This window comes from Corallincola holothuriorum, assembly GCF_003336225.1.
Classification (GTDB): domain Bacteria; phylum Pseudomonadota; class Gammaproteobacteria; order Enterobacterales; family Neiellaceae; genus Corallincola; species Corallincola holothuriorum.
Window position 1 is genome coordinate 25077 of sequence record NZ_QPID01000010.1, and the last position, 24183, is coordinate 49259.

Annotated in this window: 21 protein-coding genes; 13 read left to right on the top strand and 8 right to left on the bottom strand. The window is 48.1% G+C overall.

Annotation, left to right across the window (positions count from 1 at the left end; genetic code table 11):
• The first annotated feature begins 6 nt into the window (after window positions 1-6).
• Together DU002_RS15150 and tusA are read left to right on the top strand one after the other, a co-directional pair.
• Window positions 7-945, top strand: coding sequence for a sensor domain-containing diguanylate cyclase (locus tag DU002_RS15150; protein WP_114339253.1), 939 nt, complete (start codon window positions 7-9; stop codon window positions 943-945).
• Between the two features lie 47 nt (window positions 946-992).
• A complete protein-coding gene (gene tusA, locus DU002_RS15155) occupies window positions 993-1253 on the top strand; it encodes a sulfurtransferase TusA (protein WP_114339254.1) in 261 nt (86 codons plus the stop codon).
• Between the two features lie 9 nt (window positions 1254-1262).
• Here the strand turns inward: tusA and DU002_RS15160 are convergent, their stop codons facing one another.
• The gene (locus DU002_RS15160) at window positions 1263-1796 is read right to left on the bottom strand and encodes a hypothetical protein (RefSeq protein ID WP_114339255.1); all 534 of its coding nucleotides are present in this window, start codon (window positions 1794-1796) and stop codon (window positions 1263-1265) included.
• A 186-nt stretch (window positions 1797-1982) separates the two neighbouring features.
• Here DU002_RS15160 and DU002_RS15165 point away from each other — a divergent pair, with 186 nt between their 5' ends.
• On the top strand, window positions 1983-5177 hold the full coding sequence (locus DU002_RS15165; RefSeq protein WP_114339256.1) for an amidohydrolase family protein: 3195 nt from the start codon (window positions 1983-1985) through the stop codon (window positions 5175-5177).
• Between the two features lie 74 nt (window positions 5178-5251).
• On the opposite strand, the gene DU002_RS15170 is transcribed toward DU002_RS15165, so the two are convergent.
• Entirely contained in the window at window positions 5252-5887 is a 636-nt protein-coding gene (locus tag DU002_RS15170; protein WP_147271878.1) for a hypothetical protein, read from the bottom strand.
• 58 nt (window positions 5888-5945) lie between these two features.
• On the bottom strand, window positions 5946-6536 hold the full coding sequence (locus DU002_RS15175) for a DNA-3-methyladenine glycosylase I (protein ID WP_114339391.1): 591 nt from the start codon (window positions 6534-6536) through the stop codon (window positions 5946-5948).
• 124 nt (window positions 6537-6660) lie between these two features.
• Here DU002_RS15175 and glyQ point away from each other — a divergent pair, with 124 nt between their 5' ends.
• The 4 genes from glyQ (at window position 6661) to DU002_RS15195 (ending at window position 12600) form a co-directional block, all read left to right on the top strand.
• Entirely contained in the window at window positions 6661-7572 is a 912-nt protein-coding gene (gene glyQ, locus DU002_RS15180; protein ID WP_114339258.1) for a glycine--tRNA ligase subunit alpha, read from the top strand.
• Entirely contained in the window at window positions 7569-9641 is a 2073-nt protein-coding gene (gene glyS / locus DU002_RS15185) for a glycine--tRNA ligase subunit beta (RefSeq protein ID WP_114339259.1), read from the top strand. The genes glyQ and glyS overlap by 4 nt, the downstream gene beginning before the upstream one ends.
• A gap of 241 nt (window positions 9642-9882) precedes the next feature.
• Window positions 9883-10323 (top strand): hypothetical protein, encoded by a 441-nt coding sequence (locus tag DU002_RS15190; protein WP_114339260.1) that lies wholly within the window; start codon window positions 9883-9885, stop codon window positions 10321-10323.
• An 84-nt stretch (window positions 10324-10407) separates the two neighbouring features.
• Window positions 10408-12600 (top strand): alpha-amylase, encoded by a 2193-nt coding sequence (locus DU002_RS15195; protein ID WP_233496513.1) that lies wholly within the window; start codon window positions 10408-10410, stop codon window positions 12598-12600.
• Between the two features lie 94 nt (window positions 12601-12694).
• Here the strand turns inward: DU002_RS15195 and DU002_RS15200 are convergent, their stop codons facing one another.
• From DU002_RS15200 to dnaA, 5 genes are all read right to left on the bottom strand, one after another.
• On the bottom strand, window positions 12695-12889 hold the full coding sequence (locus tag DU002_RS15200; RefSeq protein WP_114339261.1) for a hypothetical protein: 195 nt from the start codon (window positions 12887-12889) through the stop codon (window positions 12695-12697).
• A 213-nt stretch (window positions 12890-13102) separates the two neighbouring features.
• Window positions 13103-15520 carry a DNA topoisomerase (ATP-hydrolyzing) subunit B gene (gene gyrB / locus DU002_RS15205; RefSeq protein ID WP_114339262.1) on the bottom strand — a complete coding sequence of 806 codons (2418 nt, stop codon included), beginning with the start codon at window positions 15518-15520 and terminating at the stop codon, window positions 13103-13105.
• Between the two features lie 7 nt (window positions 15521-15527).
• Window positions 15528-16646 carry a DNA replication/repair protein RecF gene (gene recF, locus DU002_RS15210; RefSeq protein WP_114339263.1) on the bottom strand — a complete coding sequence of 373 codons (1119 nt, stop codon included), beginning with the start codon at window positions 16644-16646 and terminating at the stop codon, window positions 15528-15530.
• 3 nt (window positions 16647-16649) lie between these two features.
• The gene (gene dnaN, locus DU002_RS15215) at window positions 16650-17753 is read right to left on the bottom strand and encodes a DNA polymerase III subunit beta (RefSeq protein WP_114339264.1); all 1104 of its coding nucleotides are present in this window, start codon (window positions 17751-17753) and stop codon (window positions 16650-16652) included.
• Between the two features lie 42 nt (window positions 17754-17795).
• The gene (gene dnaA, locus DU002_RS15220; RefSeq protein ID WP_114339265.1) at window positions 17796-19187 is read right to left on the bottom strand and encodes a chromosomal replication initiator protein DnaA; all 1392 of its coding nucleotides are present in this window, start codon (window positions 19185-19187) and stop codon (window positions 17796-17798) included.
• 428 nt (window positions 19188-19615) lie between these two features.
• Here dnaA and rpmH point away from each other — a divergent pair, with 428 nt between their 5' ends.
• The 6 genes from rpmH (at window position 19616) to mioC (ending at window position 24097) form a co-directional block, all read left to right on the top strand.
• Window positions 19616-19750 carry a 50S ribosomal protein L34 gene (rpmH, locus tag DU002_RS15225; protein ID WP_114339266.1) on the top strand — a complete coding sequence of 45 codons (135 nt, stop codon included), beginning with the start codon at window positions 19616-19618 and terminating at the stop codon, window positions 19748-19750.
• A 10-nt stretch (window positions 19751-19760) separates the two neighbouring features.
• Window positions 19761-20120 carry a ribonuclease P protein component gene (gene rnpA / locus DU002_RS15230; RefSeq protein WP_114339267.1) on the top strand — a complete coding sequence of 120 codons (360 nt, stop codon included), beginning with the start codon at window positions 19761-19763 and terminating at the stop codon, window positions 20118-20120.
• A complete protein-coding gene (yidD, locus tag DU002_RS15235; protein WP_114339268.1) occupies window positions 20084-20332 on the top strand; it encodes a membrane protein insertion efficiency factor YidD in 249 nt (82 codons plus the stop codon). Before rnpA ends, yidD begins: the two co-directional genes overlap by 37 nt.
• Before the next feature lie 12 nt (window positions 20333-20344).
• On the top strand, window positions 20345-22000 hold the full coding sequence (gene yidC / locus DU002_RS15240) for a membrane protein insertase YidC (protein ID WP_114339269.1): 1656 nt from the start codon (window positions 20345-20347) through the stop codon (window positions 21998-22000).
• A 92-nt stretch (window positions 22001-22092) separates the two neighbouring features.
• Window positions 22093-23463 carry a tRNA uridine-5-carboxymethylaminomethyl(34) synthesis GTPase MnmE gene (gene mnmE / locus DU002_RS15245; protein ID WP_114339393.1) on the top strand — a complete coding sequence of 457 codons (1371 nt, stop codon included), beginning with the start codon at window positions 22093-22095 and terminating at the stop codon, window positions 23461-23463.
• Between the two features lie 181 nt (window positions 23464-23644).
• Window positions 23645-24097, top strand: coding sequence for an FMN-binding protein MioC (gene mioC / locus DU002_RS15250; RefSeq protein WP_114339270.1), 453 nt, complete (start codon window positions 23645-23647; stop codon window positions 24095-24097).
• Window positions 24098-24183 lie beyond the last annotated feature (86 nt).

Consider the following 24183-nt stretch of genomic DNA (forward strand, 5'->3'; position numbering starts at 1 on the left):
GGGCGAATGACTCAGAACTTACACAACACCATACTTAACCAAGTTAATACCGGCGTTCTTGTGATCAATTCAGATATGGAAATTGATTACTGGAACCGATTTTTGCAAGTTCACAGTGGCCGAGCAAAGGAAGATATTGTTGGTAGAAATCTGTTTGATGTATTCCCTGAGCTACCCAAACCCTCATTAAGAAGAAAGCTCCAAGGGGTTTTCCTTTTAGGCACTCCCACTTTCAGTTCATGGGAGCAGCGCCGCCACCTATTTGAGCTACCCCACAGCCGCCCCATCACCACAGATAGCGAATTTATGGCGCAGAACTGTAGTTTTCTGCCATTGAAAGATGAATCAGGCCAAGTGAATCAGGTCTGCATCATTATTGAAGACGCTACGGATGTTTGTTATTTCCAAAGCCAGCTGAACGACACCATGGCCAAGCTGGAAAAGTCCAGCCGCACCGATGGTCTTACTCAGATCGCTAACCGTCGCTACTGGGAAGAACGACTCACAATCGAGTTTGCCCGCTGCCATCGCCATGGTGGTGAGCTAAGTTTAATCATGTTTGATCTCGACAAGTTCAAATCAATCAATGATATCTACGGCCATCAAGCTGGTGATTTGGTGCTAGTAAGGACGGCCGCTGAACTAACCAGTATGTTGCGAACTGCAGATCTGGCTGGACGCTACGGTGGTGAAGAGTTTGGCATCGTATTACCAGACACCGATTTAACACAGGCAATGGTGGTCGCTGAACGCATCAGAGAGAAGATAGAAACCACGGTATTTGAGTTTAATGACAAAGTATTGCCCGTCACCATCAGCTTAGGGGTGACCCAGTACGACAGTAGTCAAAAGAACCATGAGAAGATGATTGCGCAGGCTGACGCCGCACTTTATAAAGCCAAGGAGAGTGGCAGAAATATCTCTATCGCCTTTGAGCTTGAATAGTCATAGGCCTCCGCTCTATCATGGCTTCGCTATCTGTCGGAGCCATGATGAATACACAACTAAACTTTCCCCCACACGACCAACAACTAGACACACAAGGCCTACGCTGCCCTGAGCCTGTCATGTTGGTAAGAAAGAAAATCCGCGCGATGGCAGCAGGTGAACAGCTGTTAATACTTGCCGATGATCCGGCGACAACCAGAGATATACCCAGTTTCTGTCAGTTTATGGACCATCAGCTGATCAATGCACAAACTCAACAAAAACCCTATTTCTATTTAATAAAGAAAGGGATAGCTGCACACTAGCAAGCAAAGTTAGTTGACCCGCTCACTTTTCGGCACCACTTTCACCGCTACGTCCTGATCTGGAATATCAGTACACCCGCCGCGACGCATAAACAGATAGTTTTGCTGACCTAGCAACACCATTTCATCGCCAAGGTATTCCGCAACAGATAACCGGCCAAGCTCATTATCTACCTGCAGGTTGCGCCCCTTAAACTGGAATTTAGTCGTCGCATTATCGTCGAACTGATCCAGATCCTGAATTTCCAGCTGTCCCGTCATACTCAACGACCAGCGATCAGGATCGGTATAATCACGAACACCACCAATAGAGTGCGACTTAGCGTAGTTACACCAAACGCCAGCCAGGGTTCGAAGTGAAAGCTTATTGACGACGCCAGAGCCGACTTTGTATTCCGCCGACTCGCGATTTTCCTGATGCTCATTACAAGGCATATCACGGTACTCATCACCGTAATCCCCCGTGCAACGATACACTTTGGCTTGAACGCAGAAGCTAACAGAAGCAACGGCTATAATGAGCGCATACCATTTAATTGCCATATCCCTGACCTAGAGCACACCGAACTCCTTGTGTGCGTGACATGTGAATGATTTATATCCATTATCACTAATATAGTTAATGCCTATAAATTGTCCAACAAAAACGCAATATAGACTTGCGTCAAACAACGCAGAGCGGCAAGGTAAGCGGATATATTTAAGTCGTACCTACAGATAAAAACAAACATGACTCAACTTAGAATTATCATTCTTTTCAGTGTACTTCTGTCACTCTTTGTCCAAGCAGAGGATACTTGGGATGTCCAGAACCCCACAGGGATCTTCGATAACGCGCTGATTGATGTGCGCGAAGGTACTTGGATGAACTTGGATATCAGCCCAGATGGTCGCTGGTTAGTCTTTGATCTACTTGGTGATCTATATAAGTTACCGATTGAAGGGGGAGACGCGATCCCTCTGACTCAAGGCATCGCTTGGGATATGCAGCCCAGATTCAGCCCTGATGGAAAGCTGTTGGCTTTTACCTCGGATAGGGACGGTGGCGACAACCTTTGGTTAATGGAGTGGCAGAGTGGCAAGCTACATCAGGTCAGCAAAGAAACATTTCGCTTAGTTAACAGCCCAGCCTGGAGTCCTGACGGCGAAACCTTGGTAGTGAGAAAACATTTCACTGCTCGCCGCTCTTTAGGCGCCGGTGAAGTCTGGCAATATCATTTACGTGGTGGTGACGGCTTGAAACTCACCAGCCGCCCGAATGATGAGAAAGATCTTGGTGAACCCGCTTTTTCCCCTGATGGCCGCTATATCTATTTTAGTCAGGACGCCACCCCAGGTAAGACTTTCCACTACTCAAAAGATTCTGTGAAAGGGATCTATACGATTAAACGTTACGATCGTGAAACGGGTGAGATCAACACCGTGATTAAGCGCCCTGGCGGGGCTATTCGCCCTACTCCCTCTCCTGATGGGAACTATCTAGCCTATGTTACTCGCGACGATTTCCAGAGCGTTTTGATGCTTTACGATATGCGCTCTGGTACTAGTCAGCCGCTATATAAGAAGCTCGATCGTGATATGCAGGAAACTTGGGCGATCCACGGTGTTTATCCAACCCTAGCTTGGCACCCTAAAGGTGACCGCCTCTATTTTTGGGCCGGCGGCAAGATCCACGAGCTCAGCGTAGCCGATGGTGCCAGCCGTGAAGTTGATTTCCACGTCAAGACAGAGCTCGCGGTTCAACGCGCCTTGCGTTTTAAACAGCGCATCTCACCAGGCAATTTCGAAGTGAAGATGATGCGTTTTACTCAGGTTTCGCCATCCGGTCACAATCTGGTGTTTGAAGCCTTAGGCAAGCTTTGGATAAAAGAGCTGCCCTACGGTAAACCGCAGCGCATTACCAAACAGGAGAACCACTTCGAACTTTATCCGCAGTGGTCCCGTGATGGCACACAGCTTATTTACACCACCTGGCATGATCAACGCCAAGGCAGTGTAAGAATACTTGATGTCGACAAGCGCACCGAGGTGGTCATCACCAACGAACCGGGAAAGTATATTGAACCGACATTCTCTCCTGACGGTAAGCAGGCGGTGTTTCGTAAGGTTGCCGGTAACAATTTATTAGCCGATGCTTGGTCGTTAAAGCCTGGCATCTATCGGGTCGATCTGACAGACAAAAGCCAAGGGGCTCCCACCCTAGTGACAGAACAGGGACGCGAGCCACAATTTGGAGCTGACAACAGCCGAATATTTTTTACTGAAAGTGGTGAAACGCCGCAACTGGTGAGTGTCGACCTCAACGGCCATCAATATAAGGTGCACTATAGCAATAAGCGTGTCACCGAATACAAGCTCAGCCCCAACGGTAAACAACTCGCTTTTGCAGAAGGCTTTAAGATCTACGTAACGCCGTTTATTGAACGCGGTTCAGTCATAGAACTCAGCCCTAACGGCAATAATGTACCTGTCACCCAGTTGTCACAAAAAGCCGGTGAAAGCATCAGCTGGACAGCAAACAGTGACGTGATCTATTGGACCCTCGGCCCCGAGCTGTTCAGTCAGTCAGCGAAGAACCTGTTTGCATTGAATAGCCCCGCCGACGAACTGGACCTGCTTTCACTGACACAAAATGGCCAGTACATAGGTTTTATGCATCGCAGCTATCGACCCAGAGGCAAAGTTGCTTTGGTTGGCGGTCAAATCATTACTATGGAGAAAAATCGGGTCATTAAAGATGGCACCATCGTCATCGATGGCAAACGGATCCTCGAAGTTGGCGAACGGGATAAAGTTAAAGTCCCGGGCGATGCCATTATCATCGATCTTAATGGGCGTACCGTCATGCCGGGGCTGATTGATGCACATGCTCACGGTGCTCAAGCCAGCAACGAGATCGTTCCGCAGCAGAACTGGAAGAACTATGCCGCCCTCACCTTTGGCGTAACGACTATTCACGATCCTTCAAACGATACCACCGAGATATTCGCTGCCAGCGAGTTACAGCGTGCTGGGTATATAGTCGCACCAAGGATATTCTCCACTGGTGCCATCCTCTATGGCGCAGAGTATCCCGGACTAACGGCAAAAATTGAGACCATAGACGACGCTAGGTTCCACGTGGAACGCCTGAAACGCGCCGGAGCTTTCAGCATCAAAAGCTATAACCAGCCAAGACGCGATCAGCGGCAAAAAGTAATCCAAGCTGCGCGTGAAATGAATATGCTAGTCGTGCCCGAAGGCGGTTCACTACTGCAACACAACCTCACCATGCTTATTGATGGACACACCACCATCGAGCACTCAATTCCGACGGCAAGGGTCTACGACGATATCAAACAGCTGTGGTCGCAGATCCATACCGCATACACCCCAACCATGGGCGTGGCATTTGGCGGTATTGCCGGTGAAAACTATTGGTATGCCCACAACGAAATCTGGCTCCATCAAAGGTTGAGTCGATATGTGCCTGGTGACGTATTGAATCCACGCTCCATGCGTCGCCCGATTGCACCAGAGCATCACTACAACCATTTCAATGTCGCTAAAGTGGCCAATGAGCTTCGGCAGCAAGGCGTGTTAACCAATATGGGCGCCCATGGTCAACGAGAAGGATTAGCTGCTCATTGGGAGATTTGGATGTTTAGCCAAGGAGGCATGACACCAATGCAAGCATTGGCAACAGCCACGATTAATCCAGCCAAAACGCTCGGCCTAGATGATGAGTTGGGCTCATTAAAAGCAGGGAAGCTCGCAGACCTAATCGTCATCGACGGTGACCCTCTGAAAGATATACGCCTGTCGGAAAAGGTGGTGTATACCATGGTTGGCGGTCGCCTGTTTGATGCGGAGCGTATGACTGAACTGAATGGTCCGGCCAAGAACCGCTTACCTTTCTATTTTGAAGCCTCAGCCAGCGAATAATATCCGCTAGTTTTACAATCCATGCCCAGGCCTCCTATGAACAGATAGGAGGCGGGTTCTGGATTTTATAAGAATCAGAGGTCGTTAGTATCAGCTAAGCATTGACGCCAACCGAGCAGCGCCAATAAACAGAAACTGAGGAATATTGCTGAGGTATCAGGGATCATGGCGCGGGTAACAACGCGTATCCAATCTCCGGGTTCTTTGACATAAGAGTGGAAAGTCAGTTTGTTGCCATCGACTTTATACCAATCATTATTTTCCAGGCCACGTAACTTAAACCAATCAGGGTAACGCGTTCCTTCGGCGCCTAATATAGCACTGGCAAGCGCCTCCAATTTACCATTACGGTCGGACATCACACCGATAATTTTGCCATCAAAATACCAATCGACTGTTAGCTTGGCCGACACTCGACCCATGGTATTTAAAAAGATCATGTGACTATCAATATCACCACTGGCAAGCACACCTTGATCGACCGAGAGATTGTTGGCGAGTCCCACCCCTTGGCGCTCATCAAAGCCAAGCATTTCACACTCCCCCTGTTCAGAGAAGGCAGAACAGAACACAGAGTCATCATCAATTACTGCTGGCGCATCAATGATCCTGCCCCCCTCACCTACACCAATAATTGCTGCGGAAGCAGTGCCAGCAAGCAGCAACATCATTACTGTAGCAATCTGAACAAAGTGGCTAATTCTCATCATATCTACACTTACTTTAAGGCGACCTCAATAAGCATAGACTAATTTAAGACAGCGAGCGTTATGGCGTTTTTGGTGGCACAGCACACTGATGGTAGCAATGACAACCAACCAGATGATCGTTGATCATCCCCACGGCCTGCATAAACGCATAACAGATGGTACTGCCGACAAAATTAAAGCCTGCCTGCTTTAGCGCTTTCGACATCGCATCCGACTCCACAGATGTTGCTGGCACCTGCGACATCTCTGTCCAGTGATTGACGATCGGTTCACCACCAACAAATTGCCATAAAAAGTCACTGAAGCTGCCATGGTTCTGCTGGTAGGCTAAATAGGCTTTGGCATTGCGAATGATTGAATTCACTTTCAATCGATTACGAACAATACCTTTATCTTGTAGCAAGAGTTCAACCTTGGCCTCGTCATATTGCGCAATTAGCGTTGGCTCAAACTGATCGTATGCCTGCCGATACGTATCTAGCTTGCGCAAAATAGTGATCCAAGCGAGCCCAGCTTGTTGGCCATCAAGACAAAGCTTTTCAAATAGCTCTCGGTCATCATAAACGGGACGCCCCCAGACGTTATCATGGTAGTCAACATAGAGTGGGTCAGTTCCTGGCCACGGACAGCGCTGTTTCTTGTCATTCATCACGAAAGATCCCTGATATAAGGCGTTTAGAAGCCAAAATAGCCTACATTCTACGCCATGCAAACGGTATACTTGTCCAATTTTCTGCCAACTTGACCGCCAGCGTTTACGCTGCAGGACCATCATGCAAAAGTACGATGTAAAGACTTTCCAGGGCTTAATCCTGGCCTTACAGGATTACTGGGCACGCCAAGGCTGCGTTATTATCCAACCATTAGATATGGAAGTGGGCGCCGGCACCTTTCACCCAATGACCTTTTTACGTTCATTGGGCCCAGAGCCAAATAATGCGGCTTACGTTCAGCCAAGTCGCCGCCCTACCGATGGTCGCTACGGGGAAAACCCCAACCGTCTGCAACACTATTACCAGTTTCAGGTTGTACTGAAACCTTCACCACCGAACATTCAAGAGTTGTACTTAGAGATGCTCAACATGTTGGGGATCGATACGCTGGTACACGATATCCGTTTTGTCGAAGATAACTGGGAATCACCTACGTTAGGTGCCTGGGGTTTGGGTTGGGAAGTTTGGCTGAACGGCATGGAAGTGACGCAATTCACCTACTTCCAGCAGGTCGGTGGACTCGAGTGTAAGCCCGTCACCGGCGAAATCACTTTAGGTTTAGAGCGTCTCGCCATGTATATCCAAGGGGTCGATTCAGTTTACGACCTCGTTTGGGCGGATGGGCCGATGGGCAAGGTCACCTACGGTGATGTATTCCATCAAAACGAAGTAGAACAATCGACCTACAACTTTGAGCACGCCAACGTTGACGCGCTTTTTGCGCTGTTTGATGAAAGTGAGAAAGAGAGTGCTGCCATGATAGAGGCGGGCTTGCCACTACCGGCGTACGAAAAAGTGATGAAAGCTTCCCATGCATTCAACATGTTGGATGCACGTCATGCAATCTCTGTCACAGAGCGTCAACGCTATATTCTTCGAGTCCGCACGTTGGCTAAAGCCTGTGCTGAAACCTATTACAACGCGCGCGAAGCGCTGGGCTTCCCTATGTGCAATAAGCAGGAGGCGGAATGAGCACGCAAACCCTTTTAGTTGAAATCGGCACAGAAGAGCTGCCACCAAAAAGCCTGAGCAAACTGGCCAGTGCCTTCGCTGATAGTGTTCAAGCTGGTTTAGATAAAGCAGAGCTGAGTTATACCGCGGTTAACTGGCTTGCCTCCCCGCGCCGTTTAGCGGTTAAAGTTGAAGCATTGGCACCTGCCCAAGCAGATAAGGTGGTAGAGAAGCGCGGCCCAAGTCTAAAAGCTGCGTTTGATGCGGACGGCAACGCCACCAAGGCAGCCGAAGGGTGGGCGCGTGGTAACGGCATTACTGTCGCCCAAGCGGAACGACTGGAAACAGACAAAGGCGCTTGGTTATTGCACAAGGCTGAAGTTAAAGGCAAAGAGGTTGATGCCCTTATCCCCGATATTGTCGTTGACGCCCTTGGCAAGTTACCAATTCCAAAACCGATGCGTTGGGGCAGCTCAGATGCCAGCTTTATTCGCCCTGTGCATACAATCACCCTGCTGTACGGTGACCAATTAATCGACGCTACCATTTTAGGTATTCAATCCAACCGCATTTTGCAGGGCCATCGCTTCCACGGCGCCGCCACCGTCACCCTCGAGCATGTAGATGACTACGAAGCGGTGTTGGAAGAACAAGGCTTTGTTATTGCCGATTTCCAACGTCGTAAAGCGATGATCAAGTCGCAGGTAGAAGCGGTCGCAGCGCAAGAAGGCGGTGTCGCAGACATAGATGACGCACTCCTCGATGAAGTGACCGGTCTGGTAGAGTGGCCTGTGACTTTAGTTGGTAGCTTTGAAGATAAATTCCTCGAAGTGCCTGCTGAAGCATTGATCTATACGATGAAGGATAATCAGAAGTACTTCCCGGTACTCACCACCGAAGGCGAACTGCTGAACCGTTTTATCTTTGTCAGCAATATAGCAAGTAAGCAACCAGAAGCGGTTATCGAAGGTAACGAGAAAGTGGTTCGTCCACGTTTGGCTGACGCCGAGTTTTTCTACAAGACCGACCTTAAAAAGTCACTGGAGAGCCGCCTCGACAGCTTGAGTACTGTGCTGTTCCAAAAACAACTGGGCACACTGAAAGAAAAGTCCGAGCGCATCGCCTCACTCAGTGGCGCAATCGCTCAGCAGATTAACGCCGACAGCAGCCTTGCCACCCGCGCGGGTTTACTATCAAAGACAGATCTGATGTCAGAGATGGTCATGGAGTTCCCTGACGTACAAGGCGTCATGGGTATGTACTATGCGCGCCACGACAAAGAAGACGAAGCGGTAGCCATTGCGCTTAACGAGCAGTATATGCCGCGCTATGCCGGTGATAGCTTACCCACAGGCGATATTGGCTGCGCTGTCGCTATTGCTGACAAGCTCGATACGCTGGTGGGTATTTTCGGTATCGGTCAATCTCCGAAAGGCGATAAAGATCCGTTTGCACTGCGTCGTGCAGCACTTGGTTTACTGCGGATCATCGTTGATAAGGCACTGCCACTCGATATTATCGAATTGGCTGAGATAGCCAAGGCGCAGTTCGGCGACAAGCTCACCAATGACAATGTCGTCAATGATGTGTTTGAGTTTGTGCTCGGCCGCTTCCGAGCCTGGTACCAAGATCAAGGCTACTCTGTCGATATCATCCAAGCCGTGCTCGCGCGAAAACCGAGTCGCCCTGCCGACTTTGATGCCCGTATCAAAGCGGTTGCTGCCTTTAGAAGTTTGCCACAAGCCGCCGCACTGGCTGCAGCGAATAAGCGTGTTGGCAATATTCTCGCGAAGCAGGAAGCCCCCGTTGCAGAAACAATTGATGTAACACTGCTTATTGAAGAGCAAGAGAAAGCACTCGCCAACTCAGTTGCTCACCAACAGCAGCAATTAGCACCACTGTTTGCCAATAATGACTATCAAACCGCATTACAACAACTCGCCAGTTTACAACCCGATGTTGATGCGTTTTTCGACAGTGTCATGGTGATGGCTGACGATTTGGCCGTTCGCGGGAATCGCTTGGCACTGCTAAACCAGTTACGCCAAATGTTTTTGCAGGTAGCGGATATTAGCTTGTTACAGTCTTAGCAGGTTAAATATCAAACAAATGGCGGCTAGCAATTGGTGCAACCCGCCATTTTTCCTTATTTTATCGGGGTTTTAGCAGGTCCAACTGAAAAAATTTGCAGTTCATCAAACTTCCGCAGCGCTGCATTTGTTATAAAAACCCAGCTCCTAACAAGATAGGAATTCTGACTTTCAGAAAACCTACAAAGGGACGTCTAGACACAATCGGATATATCCAAAAAGAAATAGATAGGGAATGGCTATGTTTAAGAAACTTTTACTCGTTACTCTGGCAGCTGCTGCATTGGCAACAGGCTGTTCAAGCGGTTCTAGCTCTAGCAGCGGTAAGCGCGACCTGAGCGAATTCATGTACCTGCGTGGCGTTTTCACTTGGTGGGATGCAGAGCCTGAGTTCCAGCTAAAGAAAACGGAAACAACTGACGTTTACTACGCCTCAGCAGAATTAGTAGCTGACGGCCAGCCGTACGACTTCAAATTCGCTGATGCGGGTTGGAGTGCTGGTAGCAACTGTGGCTTTAAAGGTAAAGAAGACGAAGTAATCGAAATTGGCAAGCGCGCCAAAGTTAACTGCTCTTCTGCTTTCGAAAATTTCAAGTTCACACCACCAGAAACTGGTGTATATAACTTCTTTATCGATGTAACTAAAGAAACTCCTGAAGCTTACATCGAAAAAGCTCAGTAAAATCGGGTATCATATACCTAGCAAACGCCAGCCTTGCGGCTGGCGTTTTTGTTTCAGGAATACATAGCGGTTTAGGAATTAAATATGCATGGTAAGTGCTCTCTTAGCTTGATCTCCGGTGCATTACTACTCGCCAGCCTCAGTGGTTGCGGCAGTAATGATGTAGCAGAGGAGTCTCCCGGCCCTTTAACAACACCCATCTACTTGTACTACCCTGGTACTGACGGTTGGCGAATGGATCAAAAACTGGTGCATACGGGCGACGGGGTTTATCGTGCAAAGCTGAATCTAGGTAAAGGCCAATTTCAATTTCGCATCGCCGACAACAGCTTTACCTGCGGCACAAATTTTGGCGCGATTGGAGGTGAGCGCCTCAAACTCAACCAACCGACCGCACTCAATAGCTGTAACTCTAAGCAAAATTTCCAACTAAAAGTGTTCCGCTCAGGCGAATACGAAATCCTGTTAGATCCCAAGTCTGAAACAGTGCAAGTATCCCTAGTTGTACCACCGCAGGAACAAGACACCGAAGTGGCCGTAGCGCCCGCTCAGTGCGACACATGGGATGGCGGTGACGTTACCGTTGCTGTTGGCGATACCTTCGCTGAAGGGCAGTTGGTGAGAGATTTCTATTCTGGTGCCACAGCAACCGTAAGTGGTGGCTCTATTACCCTAACCCCCGCGAAAGATAGTGAGGGCTTACTACTGCTAGAGCCTGCAGAAAAAGAGGCCTCAGACGAATTTAGCTGGGATAATGCAACCGTATATTTTGTGCTGACGGATCGCTTTGAGAATGGCGACCCCAGTAATGACAACAGTTACGGTCGTAAAAAAGACGGTAAGAATGAAGTTGGCACCTTCCATGGCGGCGATCTCAAAGGCCTCACCAATAAGCTCGACTACCTCGACGAGTTAGGCGTCAACGCCATCTGGTTATCAGCCCCTTACGAGCAGATCCACGGTTGGATTGGTGGCGGTATTCGCGGCGACTTTAAGCATTATGCCTATCACGGCTATTACGTTCTCGATTACACCAAAGTAGATGCCAACATGGGAACGGAAGATGAATTCCGAGCCTTTGTAGACGCAGCCCATGAAAGAGGCATCCGTGTCGTGATGGACATCGTAATGAACCATACCGGCTATGCGACCCTAGCAGATATGCAGGAATTCAAATTTGGCGCTTTTCAAGAATTTGAACAGTCGATAGAAGAGGTCATAGGCACGGAGCAATGGACCGACTGGGAGCCAGGCCCTGGCGAAACCTATCACAGCTTTAATAACTTTATTGATTACGGTAACTCTGTTTGGGCTAAGAACTGGTGGGGTCGCGAGTGGATCCGCACCGATATTGCGGGTCATAAAAAGCCAGGCCGAAATGACCGCACTATGATGCTAGCTTACCTACCAGACTTTTTGACCGAGTCGAAAGAGCCTGCTCCGCTACCCCATTTCTTCGCGAATAAGCCTGATACCAAAGCTGTTGCTATTGAAGGTGCCACGGTACGCCAGCAACTGATAGGTTGGTTGACACAATGGGTACGCGATTATGGTATTGATGGCTTCCGTGTCGATACGGCTAAGCACGTTGAGATGGAAGCATGGGCAGAGTTAAAGGTTGAAGCAACTGCTGCACTCGCTGAGTGGAAGCAGAATAATCCAGACAAGGCGTTAGACGACAAGCCATTTTGGATGACTGGCGAAGTTTGGGGCCACGGGGTGAACAAATCAAACTACTTCACCGAGGGTGGTTATGATTCGATAATCAACTTCCGTTATCAAAATGACGGTGCGCTTGTTGGAATGGAGTGTTTCAGTAAATCTGAGGAGGTTTATGAAACCTACGCGAAGAAGATTAATAGTGACGACTCCTTTAATGTGCTGACCTATCTGTCCAGTCATGACACTAAGTTGTTTTTTAATCGCAACGCCAATGACGATATCGTTAGTTACAAAGCGGTTGCTGCTCCGTTCCTGTTATTGCCAGGTGGCGTCCAGATATTCTATGGTGATGAAACTGCACGCCCATTTGGTGCAACAGGATCAGATAAGCACCAGGGCACACGTTCTGATATGAACTGGGCAGATATTGAAGAGGGTGGTGACGAACAACGTATCGACCTACTTCGTCATTGGCAAAAGATCGCTCAATTCCGCAAGAAGCACCAAGCGGTTGCTGCTGGCCAACATGAGAAGTTAGGAGAGTCACCTTATGCCTTTAGTCGTAGCTTAGGTGACGATAAAGTGATGATCGTTTTTGCTGGTAAACCTATGTAGATTCGGTCTTTCATAAGCAAAAAAGCCGCCTGTGTGCGGCTTTTTTTACGTCTATATATCAGAAGCGTTTCGAAGCCGACAAGTAAAACAACAGCTAAAAATAATTACGCAATAACCAGAGAAAAAATGGCAGCCCAAAGCACACAACTAGAATAACGAACATCGCAATAATGCGTCTTTTTGAGCCTGCGAGATACTGCGCAGCAGCATACTCTTCTAGTGAACCGGATGCTGACAACAAGGAGATATGTTGAATATCCCGCGGTCCTTTCGGCTTTTTCTCATACATAGTTTTCATCCTTAAGTTAGCACACGGTACAGCCTGTGCCAGATACGTAAATTAGAATACGTCTATCTCCCGACAATTGCTAGTCGCCGCTAATCCTTGAACAACTGGGCGACATAATCACAGGCACATAGAGAACACCGACTCTCGCCTCTTTGCCAAAAAAAAACCCAGCATTTTATGCTGGGCTTTCTAATTATTGGTGACACTATCTAACTAGACATCTAGGTTGGCCACTTTCAACGCATTGGTCTCAATAAAGTCACGGCGGGGCTCAACCTGATCTCCCATCAAGGTAGAGAACAGTTGGTCGGCACCGATCGCATCTTCAATGGTGACTTGCAGCATACGCCGCACTTCGGGATCCATGGTGGTTTCCCAAAGCTGGTCTGGATTCATCTCTCCCAAACCTTTATAACGCTGAATATATTGACCACGTTTAGATTCAGACAGCAACCAGCTAAGGGCTTGTTCGAAGTCTTCAACACTCTTCTTGCGTTCGCCACGAACAACATAACCGCCCTCTTCTACTAAGCCGTTAATCGACGTTGAAAGATCCGACAGCACTTTATAATCACTGCTATGGAAGAAGTCGTAACCCAGTTCATAGCGGTACTCGACGCCATGATGGCGAACATTAAATACAGGGTAGAATAACTGACGCTCTTCGTTGAACTTAGTTTCTACCGTATATTGTGTTGCGCCGGCATTGGTTTCGTTGAGAGTAGCAACAACTGTCTGTAACCATTCCTGTACTGTCGCCTCTTGCGCTAACTGCTCAACAGTTAAGGCTGGTACATAGATCATCTGATTCATCAGATTCTCACTGTAACGACGAGAAAGACGCTCCACCGTCGCCATACCATTTTGATAAAGACGGACTAGCTGTTCCAATGCCACACCATTAATTGGTGGTGAATCTGGATTTACGTACAAGGAAGCATTATCAATTGCCAATGTGGTGAGGTACTCGTTGAGAACTTCATCATCCTTAATATAACGCTCTTGCTTGCCCTTCTTTACTTTATACAGCGGCGGCTGCGCAATGTAGATATGGCCACGTTCGATCAGCTCTGGCATCTGACGATAGAAGAAGGTCAACAGCAGCGTACGAATATGGCTACCATCGACGTCGGCATCCGTCATGATAATAATGCTGTGATAGCGTAACTTATCAGGGTTGTACTCATCACGGCCGATGCCACACCCCATCGCAGTGATCAGTGTTGCCACCTCCTGAGATGACAGCATCTTATCGAAGCGTGCTTTCTCAACATTGAGGATCTTACCTTTAAGCGGCAAGATTGCTTGGTTCTTACGATTACGCCCTTGCTTAGCCGAGCCGCCCGCAGAATCACCCTCCACAATATAGAGTTCTGACAGTGCCGGATCTTTCTCCTGACAATCTGCAAGTTTGCCCGGTAGCCCAGCCAAGTCCAACGCACCTTTACGGCGTGTCATTTCCCGAGCTTTTCTTGCCGCCTCACGAGCTCGGGCAGCATCAACGATCTTCATTACAATCGTCTTGGCTTCGTTTGGTTTTTCTAACAGGTACTCTTGCAGCTTCTCGCCCATAGCCTGCTCAACGGCAGTCTTCACTTCGGAAGACACCAGCTTATCTTTGGTCTGCGAGGAGAATTTAGGGTCAGGTACCTTAACAGAGATAACCGCAGTTAAACCTTCGCGGGCATCATCGCCGGTCGCAGAAGACTTCATTTTTTTAGTGAAGCCCTCTTTGTCCATAAAGGTATTCAATGTCCGAGTTAATGCAGCCCGGAAACCAGCGAGGTGAGTACCACCATCACGCTGCGGAATATTATTGGTAAAGCAGTAGATATTTTCCTGGAAACCGTCGTTCCATTGCATCGCGACTTCTACAGACGTACCGTCTTCACGCTCTGCATCAAAGTGGAAAACATCTTGATGAATAGGTGTTTTATTTTGATTCAGGTATTGAACAAAAGCTTGAATACCACCTTCATAACAGAAGTGATCATTCTTATCGTCACGTTCATCCTGTAGCCTGATTGAAACGCCAGAGTTTAGAAATGAAAGTTCGCGTAGGCGTTTAGCTAGGATATCGTAATGGAAGTTGATACCAGTAAAGATGGTGTCACTTGGCCAAAAACGAATAGTTGTACCCGTGGTATCAGTGTCCCCAAGCGTTGCTAATGGCGCCTTGGGTTCACCCAGATGGTATTCCTGCTCATGAATTTTGCCATTGCGACGAATGGTCAATTCCAACTTGTCCGACAGTGCGTTTACAACCGAAACGCCAACACCGTGCAGTCCGCCAGATACCTTATATGAGTTGTCGTCAAACTTACCGCCTGCGTGTAGCACGGTCATGATGACCTGAGCGGCGGATACGCCCTCCTCCTCATGGATATCAGTCGGAATACCACGACCATTATCACTAACAGAGACGGAACCATCGGTATGGATAGTGACAACAATGTCACTACAATGCCCAGCCAATGCTTCATCAATTGAGTTGTCTACTACCTCGAACACCATATGATGCAACCCAGTGCCATCATCCGTGTCGCCGATATACATGCCCGGACGCTTGCGAACAGCATCGAGCCCTTTTAATACCTTAATACTTGAGGAGTTGTAGCTATTCTCAGACATAGTGTTCTCAGTCATTATTATTAGCGGTGTGGGCGTCGTTGACGAACTGCCACGACTTAACACAACCTTGTTCCACGTGGAACACTCGGTCATCAGATGCCAGCCCTGAGGTGATTGCTTCTCTATTTATAAGAGTAATCAGTGCTTGGCAGCCCAATAGCCGAAGTTGTTCCAATACTCTTTGGCGATTAGCGCCATCGAGCTCTGACTCAATATCATCGAGTAGAAAGATCGCGCGTAAACCGCGATTCTCTCTTAGGTGTTTGGCCTGTGCTAACTTCAAACAACAGACCAACAATTTTAGTTGTCCTCTTGAACAAACAGCCTCTGCTGCCTGCCCATCAACCCGCAACGAAAAGCCTGACCGATGCGGGCCCGATTGGGTGTAACCGTACTTACAATCTCTATCGAAGTCACGTACCAATATGTCGGCCAATGACTCTCTGTCGGTCCACCCAGGACGAAAGACGAATTTTACCTCAAATTGAGGAAAAAAGGCGTGTGCGAGGTCGGAAAAAAATGGCAAAAGTTCGGTTACGTACGCCTGGCGGTAAGCTGTCAACTCAAGCGCTTCCTTAACAAAGGCTTGGTCCCAACTCGTAAACTCACTGCGCCTAGCCTTCGTTTTAAGTAAACGGTTACGCTGCGCCAACAAGCGCTCACTGCGTCGCCAACATTCATGGAACCGATGTTCCACGTGGAACACGCCCCAGTCGATAAACTTGCGCCGCTCTTTGTTTCCACCAGAGAGCAACATCAAAGACTCCGGACTCACGATTTGCACAGGCAGATGACTGGCAAGCGCAGACAAAGTTGAAACAGTATCGCCATCCACCTTAGCTTGAAATACGCCCTTGCGGGCGCGACTCAACCCGAGGCGCACTACATTGCCATCAGCGTCGCTATTTTCTAAATAGAGAAAGAACTGCTCGTGTTGGTTAGCAATGACTTTGGAAAGATCGGAGGTTCGAAAGGAGCGACCGGCATGGATAAGATAAACAGCTTCGAGCAAGCTCGTTTTACCTGCGCCATTTTCACCGAAGAAGAAATTAAAAGAAGGGCCTAATTCAAGGCCCACATTTTTCAAATTACGAAGATCGGAAATATTAATTCGCGTAATCGACATTAACTACAAACGCATAGGCATAACAACATACATGGCATGATCACTCGCAGCATCCTCAACCAAGGCGCTGCTATTCGCATCAGCCAACGTCATTTTTATCTGTTCGCCATTAACGACGTTTAGTACATCTAACAGATAACTGACGTTGAATCCCATCTCTAACGACTGATCCGCGTACTGAACTTCTACCACCTCTTCCGCTTCCTCTTGCTCAGGGTTATTCGCAGTAATCTTCAACTCTGCCGGATCAAGATTGAAACGAACCCCACGGAATTTTTCGTTAGAGAGAATTGCAGCCCGAGCTAACGCATCACGAACCACGGCGCGATCAGCAATCAAAATTTTGTCGCCGCCACGGGGTAATACTCTTTGGTAATCAGGAAACTTACCGTCGACCAACTTACAGGTGAACATAAACCCTTCAACACTGGCGCGCAGATGATTCTCACCAATCTGCAAAGTGATGATTTGTTCCTCAGTACCGATTAAGCGCTGCAGTTCGAGTACCCCTTTTCGAGGAACAATACACTGCAAAGGCAAACCTTCGCTGATATTCACAGGCACAGTTGCTAAGGCTAAGCGGTGACCATCGGTGGCAACTGAGCGCAATACCTCGCCGTCAAGATCAAACAACATACCGTTAAGGTAGTAACGGACATCCTGATTAGCCATGGAAAAACTGGTGCTATCGATCAGCTTCTTTAGCTCAAGCTGAGACAAACTCACTTCACAAATACTGTTCCACTCTTCAATATTCGGAAACTCGGCTGCGGGTAACGTAGCTAAATTAAATCGCGAACGACCAGAGCGGAGGACTAAACGGTCACCACTTTCAGCCAATTCGATATCAGCCCCTTCAGGTAGACTCTTACAGATATCCAAAAACTTTTTCGCTGGCACAGTCGTCGAGCCAACTTCACTGATCACTTGCGCAGGAAATCGAGCCACCAGCTCAACTTCTAAGTCAGTGCCGGTTAATGCAATGCCCTGCTCGTCCGCTTTAATTAAAATATTCGCCAACACTGGTAATGTTTGTCGACGCTCAACAGCACCGGTAACCAGCTGCAAAGGCCGAAGAAGTTGTTCGCGATTGACGGAGAGCTTCATCACTTCACCTTAATAGTTATGTTTGTAATCTAGATAATTTTACTACGAAGACAGCGTACGTATCAGGTTGGAATAATCTTCCTTTATATCGTGACTCTCTTCCCTCAGCTGCACTATCTTACGACAAGCATGCAGTACAGTGGTATGGTCGCGACCGCCAAATGCGTCACCGATCTCAGGTAAACTGTGGTTGGTCAACTCCTTCGCCAGCGCCATCGCTATCTGACGAGGACGAGCGACAGATCGACTACGACGCTTAGACAGCAGATCGGCAACTTTAATTTTGTAATACTCTGCTACTGTCTTCTGAATATTGTCTATGGTGATCAGCTTTTCCTGCAGCGCTAACAAGTCGCGTAATGCTTCGCGAACAAAGTCGATGGTAATAGGACGACCAGTAAAATTTGCGTTAGCAATCACCCTGTTCAACGCCCCTTCCAACTCGCGAACATTTGAGCGCAACCGTTTAGCAATAAAGAAGGCCACTTCGTCAGGCAAGTGGATCGCATTTTCTTGCGCTTTGCGCATCAAGATAGCGACACGGGTTTCCAACTCAGGCGGATCAATAGCGACCGTTAATCCCCAGCCAAATCTTGATTTCAGACGATCTTCTACGCCATCAATCTCTTTTGGATATCGATCACTGGTCAAGATAATCTGATGATTACCTTCCAACAGTGCGTTAAAAGTATGAAAAAACTCTTCCTGACTACGATCTTTATGGGCAAAAAACTGAATATCATCAATAAGCAAGGCATCAACGCTACGATAGTATCGCTTAAACTCTTCTATCGCATTGTTTTGTAGCGCTTTAACCATATCTTGTACGAAACGTTCTGAATGCATGTAAACGATTTTCGCGTCCGGCTTTCGCTCAACGATGCCATTACCTACTGCATGTAACAGGTGAGTTTTACCTAAGCCGGTGCCACCGTATAAAAATAACGGGTTATATGATCCACCGGGATTGTCAGCAACCTGACGCGCAGCGGCGCGTGCCAGCTGATTCGATTTACCTTCAACGAAGTTATCAAAGGTATAATTTAAATTGATGTTACTACGCTGTCCGGCAGGTTTAAGCGCTTCCGCGGGCGCAACTGCAGGTGCAGCCGCACTGACATCGGCTTGCACCGGTGCCGCCGCAGGTTTACTTACCCGCTCAGCGCTTTGTGTATTCACGGCCGCTTTAGGCATAGACCCCACATCAAATACCAATTGGGGGGCACTGTCCTGAGCAAATAACTCGATGGTCTGGTTAATCCGCAGCAGATAGTTATCCCGCACCCAATCCAATACAAATCGGTTAGGTGCGAACAAAGTTAAACGGTCGGATGACTCTTGGGCTTGTAACGGCCGGATCCAGGTATTGAACTGCTGAACCGGCAAATCGTCCTTAAGCACCGACAAGCACTGTTCCCAAAGGCTGCTGGGCACGGAAAATACTCCTTATCCCGATAGCATTCGCCATCAGGGTGAAAACCAGAAATGTTATAATTAGCTAGTGACAGGGGAAGACCGACTACTTTTTATTTAGTAGCTCTTTTCGCGTCACCACTTTTTGGACCCTTATTATGGATCGAAATGGGTAGATCATCCTAGATCGATCTGATCTAATAATGCATGTGTTATAAGATCTATCTCTCTGTTTTTTATTGACAAAGAAAACTCTTTCAGATCCTGTCCACAGGTTATACATATACATTTATTATGCCATGGATCCGCCAAAGATCATTTTTGATCGCTTAAAAATATGGTTTGACTTTCACCACTACAAAGGTCTAAAATTCGCCCTCTTTTTTTGGGTGCTGGCAGCCAAAAAAGGCAACCAACACCTTTATGTAACTTAAATCGGCGGATCAGCTATGAAACGTACATTTCAACCGAGCGTTCTAAAACGTAAACGCTCTCACGGCTTCCGTGCTCGTATGGCAACCAAAAATGGTCGCGCTTTACTTGCTCGTCGTCGTGCCAAGGGTCGTGCTCGTCTGAGTGCTTAACCCGCCAGTGATGGCAAAGCACGCATTCGGTCGGGAGTTAAGACTCTTAACACCCGACCAATTTCAATTTGTATTCGCTAAGCCCGTTCGGGCAGGTTCCCCGCAACTTACTCTTCTCGCTCGTCATAACCAACTAGACCATCCGCGTCTAGGCTTAACTGTGGCAAAAAAACACGTTAAACGTGCTGTTGGCCGCAATAAGATAAAGCGCCAAATGCGAGAGTACTTCCGCCAACACCAAGCTGAACTGACCAATATCGATATTATTGTCGTAGCGAAGCGCGGTATTGGTGAATTAAGTAAGCAGGAACTCTACGAACTAATGAAGCGCTTATGCAAACTGTTAAACAAACGCTGCAAGCCGCACTAATCTTGTTGATCCGGGGCTACCAGATTATCATTAGCCCCCTGTTAGGTCCGAGGTGCCGTTTTTATCCAAGCTGCTCTGAATATGCGATTCAAGCAATCAAAGCGCATGGATTAATCAAGGGCGGTCGCTTGGCCTTACGCCGGATATCTCGCTGTCACCCTGGTAATCCAGGTGGTCACGACCCGGTGCCACCACCACCTAATAAGAAATAAGCTGAATTAGCCATGGAATCACAACGCAATTTACTGCTTATCGGGTTTCTACTGGTAAGCTTCCTACTGTATCAGCAGTGGGTATCTTACAGTCAGCCAGATACGGCACCTGTCGAAACCAGTTTAACCACGCCAAGTGCCACAGACGCACTACCTAGCGCACAAGCAACTGGTGGCGAAGAGGGTATTCCAGATATCGCCCCAGCCGCGCCACAGGCACCTGCCGCAGATGATACACTGGCACCTGTTTCGCGTTTAATCACGGTGACAACAGATAAACTACGCATCACTATCGACACCTTGGGTGGCGATGTCGTGCACGCCGACCTGATGGAATTCCCATTAACGCTGGATTCAGACGATCCGTTCGTGTTGCTACACCAAAGCAATCAATTCCGTTACATCGCCCAAAGCGGTTTAACCGGTTTTGATACACGGGACAACCGCCCACTTTATGCAGCTGCACAGCAGAACTATACCCTCGCCGATGGCGAAGATATGTTGGCAGTGCCATTGAGCTACCAGCGCGATGACGGCGTCATGATCGCTAAAGTATTCAAGTTCAGCCGTGGCAAACACTCTATTGATGTAGATTTCCGCATCCATAACGGCACCAGCCAACCACTGAGTACCCAGGTATGGGCGCAGTTGCGTCAAACGATGGCGGGTGAAGGCGGATCAATGTTGATGCCAACCTACCGCGGCGCAGCTTACTCGACAGCCGACTCACGATACGAAAAATTCAGCTTTGACGATATGAGCGAGAAAAAGCTCAATAAGCAAACCCAAGGCGGCTGGGTGGCCATGCTTCAGCACTACTTTGTTAGCGCTTGGGTGCCAGGCGCCGATGACAATAACGAGATCTATAGCAGCACCAGTAATGGTCAGGGCATCATAGGTTTCATCGCCCCCGCAACCACCATTGCAGCGGGTGCCGACCAAACCCTGAATACCACGCTTTTTGTCGGTCCTAAAGATCAGGATGCACTGTCAGCATTATCACCAACCCTCAACCTAGTGGTTGATTACGGCTTCCTCTGGATGTTGGCGCAACCTCTGCATTGGTTGCTGGTATTGTTCCAAAGCTGGGTGGTTAACTGGGGTATCGCAATTATCCTAATCACGCTAACCGTCAAAGGCAGTATGTACCGCCTCACCAAAGCGCAGTTCAGCTCAATGGCGAAAATGCGCAAGTTGCAGCCAAAGATGGCTGCACTGAAAGAGCGTTATGGTGATGATCGCCAGAAGATGTCGCAAGCGATGATGGAGATGTATAAGAAAGAGAAGGTTAACCCCATGGGTGGTTGCCTACCTATTCTTATCCAGATGCCTATCTTTATTGCTCTCTATTGGGTACTTCTGGAAAGCTATGAGTTACGTCAGGCTCCCTTCTTCCTCTGGATCGACGATCTGTCAGTACAGGATCCATATTACGTATTACCGTTGTTGATGGGCGCCTCCATGTGGTTGATGCAAAAGATGTCGCCAAATACCATTACGGATCCAACACAGCAGAAAGTGATGCAGTTTATGCCGGTCATATTCACTTTTATGTTCCTCTGGTTCCCGTCAGGGCTGGTACTGTATTGGTTGGTATCCAACCTGATATCCATTGCCCAGCAATGGTATATCTACCGCCAAATGGACAAAGCAGACGCCAAAGCCTAACTAACAAGTTGAGCTAACAGTGAAAAGGGGCAACCAAGGTTGCCCCTTGTTGCTTTATAATGACGGTAATTATCCTAATTATTATCGCCATTATGCCTAGTCATATAGATACAATTGTCGCCCAAGCCACCCCTCCAGGCCGTGGTGGCGTTTCTATCATTCGTGTTTCCGGTCCCGACGCAGAGCTGGTCGCTGAAACCGTTTTAGGAAAAGTGCCAGCGCCTCGTGTCGCCGAGTACCTCCCCTTTAAAGATCACAAAGCACAAATATTGGATCAGGGCATAGCCCTACTGTTCAAAGCCCCGAACTCCTTTACCGGTGAAAACGTACTCGAGCTGCAAGGCCATGGTGGGCCCGTGGTTGTCGATATGCTATTGAAAGCGATCTGTCGCATTCCCGGTATACGCATCGCCAATCCAGGGGAGTTTAGCGAACGTGCTTTTCTAAATGACAAATTGGATCTGACACAGGCAGAGGCGATCGCTGACTTAATAGAAGCAAACAGTGAAGCCGCGGCCAAAAGTGCCCTGCACTCACTGCAAGGTGTATTTTCCCAGCAGGTACACGCGTTAGTAGAACAACTCACCCACCTACGGATCTACGTTGAAGCAGCTATCGACTTTCCCGATGAAGAGGTCGACTTTCTCTCTGACGGCAAGATCAGCGGCGACCTCAGCGCCATCGAGCAGCAACTCGCGGAAGTACAATCACAAGCCAAACAAGGCAGCTTGATCCGTGAAGGAATGCGCGTGGTACTGGCGGGCAAACCAAATGCCGGCAAATCAAGCTTACTCAACGCATTAGCAGGCAAAGAAGCTGCTATCGTCACAGAGATAGCAGGCACCACCCGAGACGTATTGCGAGAGCATATCCATATCGACGGGATGCCACTACACATCATCGACACAGCAGGCCTTAGAGAGAGCCCAGACAAAGTCGAACAGATAGGTATTGCACGCGCCTGGGAAGAGATAAACCAAGCAGACAGAGTCCTGTTTCTGGTTGACGCCAGCGAAACCAAAGAGACTGATCCCCATAAGATCTGGCCAGAGTTAGTCGACAAACTACCAAACGATGTACCACTCACTCTGGTACGCAATAAATTGGATGTTGCAGATATCCAAGCTAAGCCGACCGCAGAAGGTCGCTATCCAATAATCCAAATATCCGCGAAAACGGGCAGCGGTATTGATGAACTAAAAGTCCATCTAAAAGCGATTATGGGCTATCAAGGACAAGGGGGCGAAGGTCAATTTACCGCCCGACGTCGGCACACAGAGGCTCTCAAACAAGCTGAACAGCACCTGATCCAAGGTCGAGAGCAGTTAGATATCTATTGTGCCGGTGAGCTGTTAGCTGAAGAGTTACGGCTGGCACAGCAAGCATTAGCAGAGATCACCGGTGAATTTAGTTCAGATGATCTGCTTGGAAAGATCTTTTCTTCCTTTTGTATAGGTAAATAACCAAATAAAACAATAAGTAATAGTTATAGCTTGGGGATTATGGGTGATCATAAACGATCACTTACCCCCAACTTAATCCTGCCTTATTCACATCAAATACCTTGGCTTACTCACAGAATTAGCCACAAGCGACAGCGAGCGGTTACAATAGCCATCACTTTACTCTGAAGCAGGTTTTTCGATGAGCAATACAGTTCAACTCTTGGTGGGCTCCATGCTAGGAGCGACCGAATATGTCGCAGACCACGCCGCAGACCTGTTGCAACAAGCAGGCTACAGCACAGAAATAGTGATCGACTTTAATCAATGGCGACCAAGAGATGATGAAAGCCAGCGTTGGCTCATCTGCACATCGACCCATGGCGCTGGCGATCTTCCAGATAATATTCAGCCACTGGCCGAATATCTGCTGATGCATCGTCCTAATCTCGCCAGTGTAAAATATGGCGTTATCGGTTTAGGTGACTCCAGCTATGACACTTTTTGCGAAGGCAGTAAGACCCTAGATACCGTTCTTGAGGATTTAGGCGCCTATAAAGTTGCCGAACGACTAGAGATTGATGTCCAAGAAACACCGATCCCCGAAGATGCAGCCGAGGCCTGGTTGCCACAATTTATTGAAAAGATCGCTTAACAACTATGGATCTTAACTGTGTATAAGTAACCTAGTTACCCACAATACACACTGAAAAAACCAGATTATCTCTCCCCATGTATATG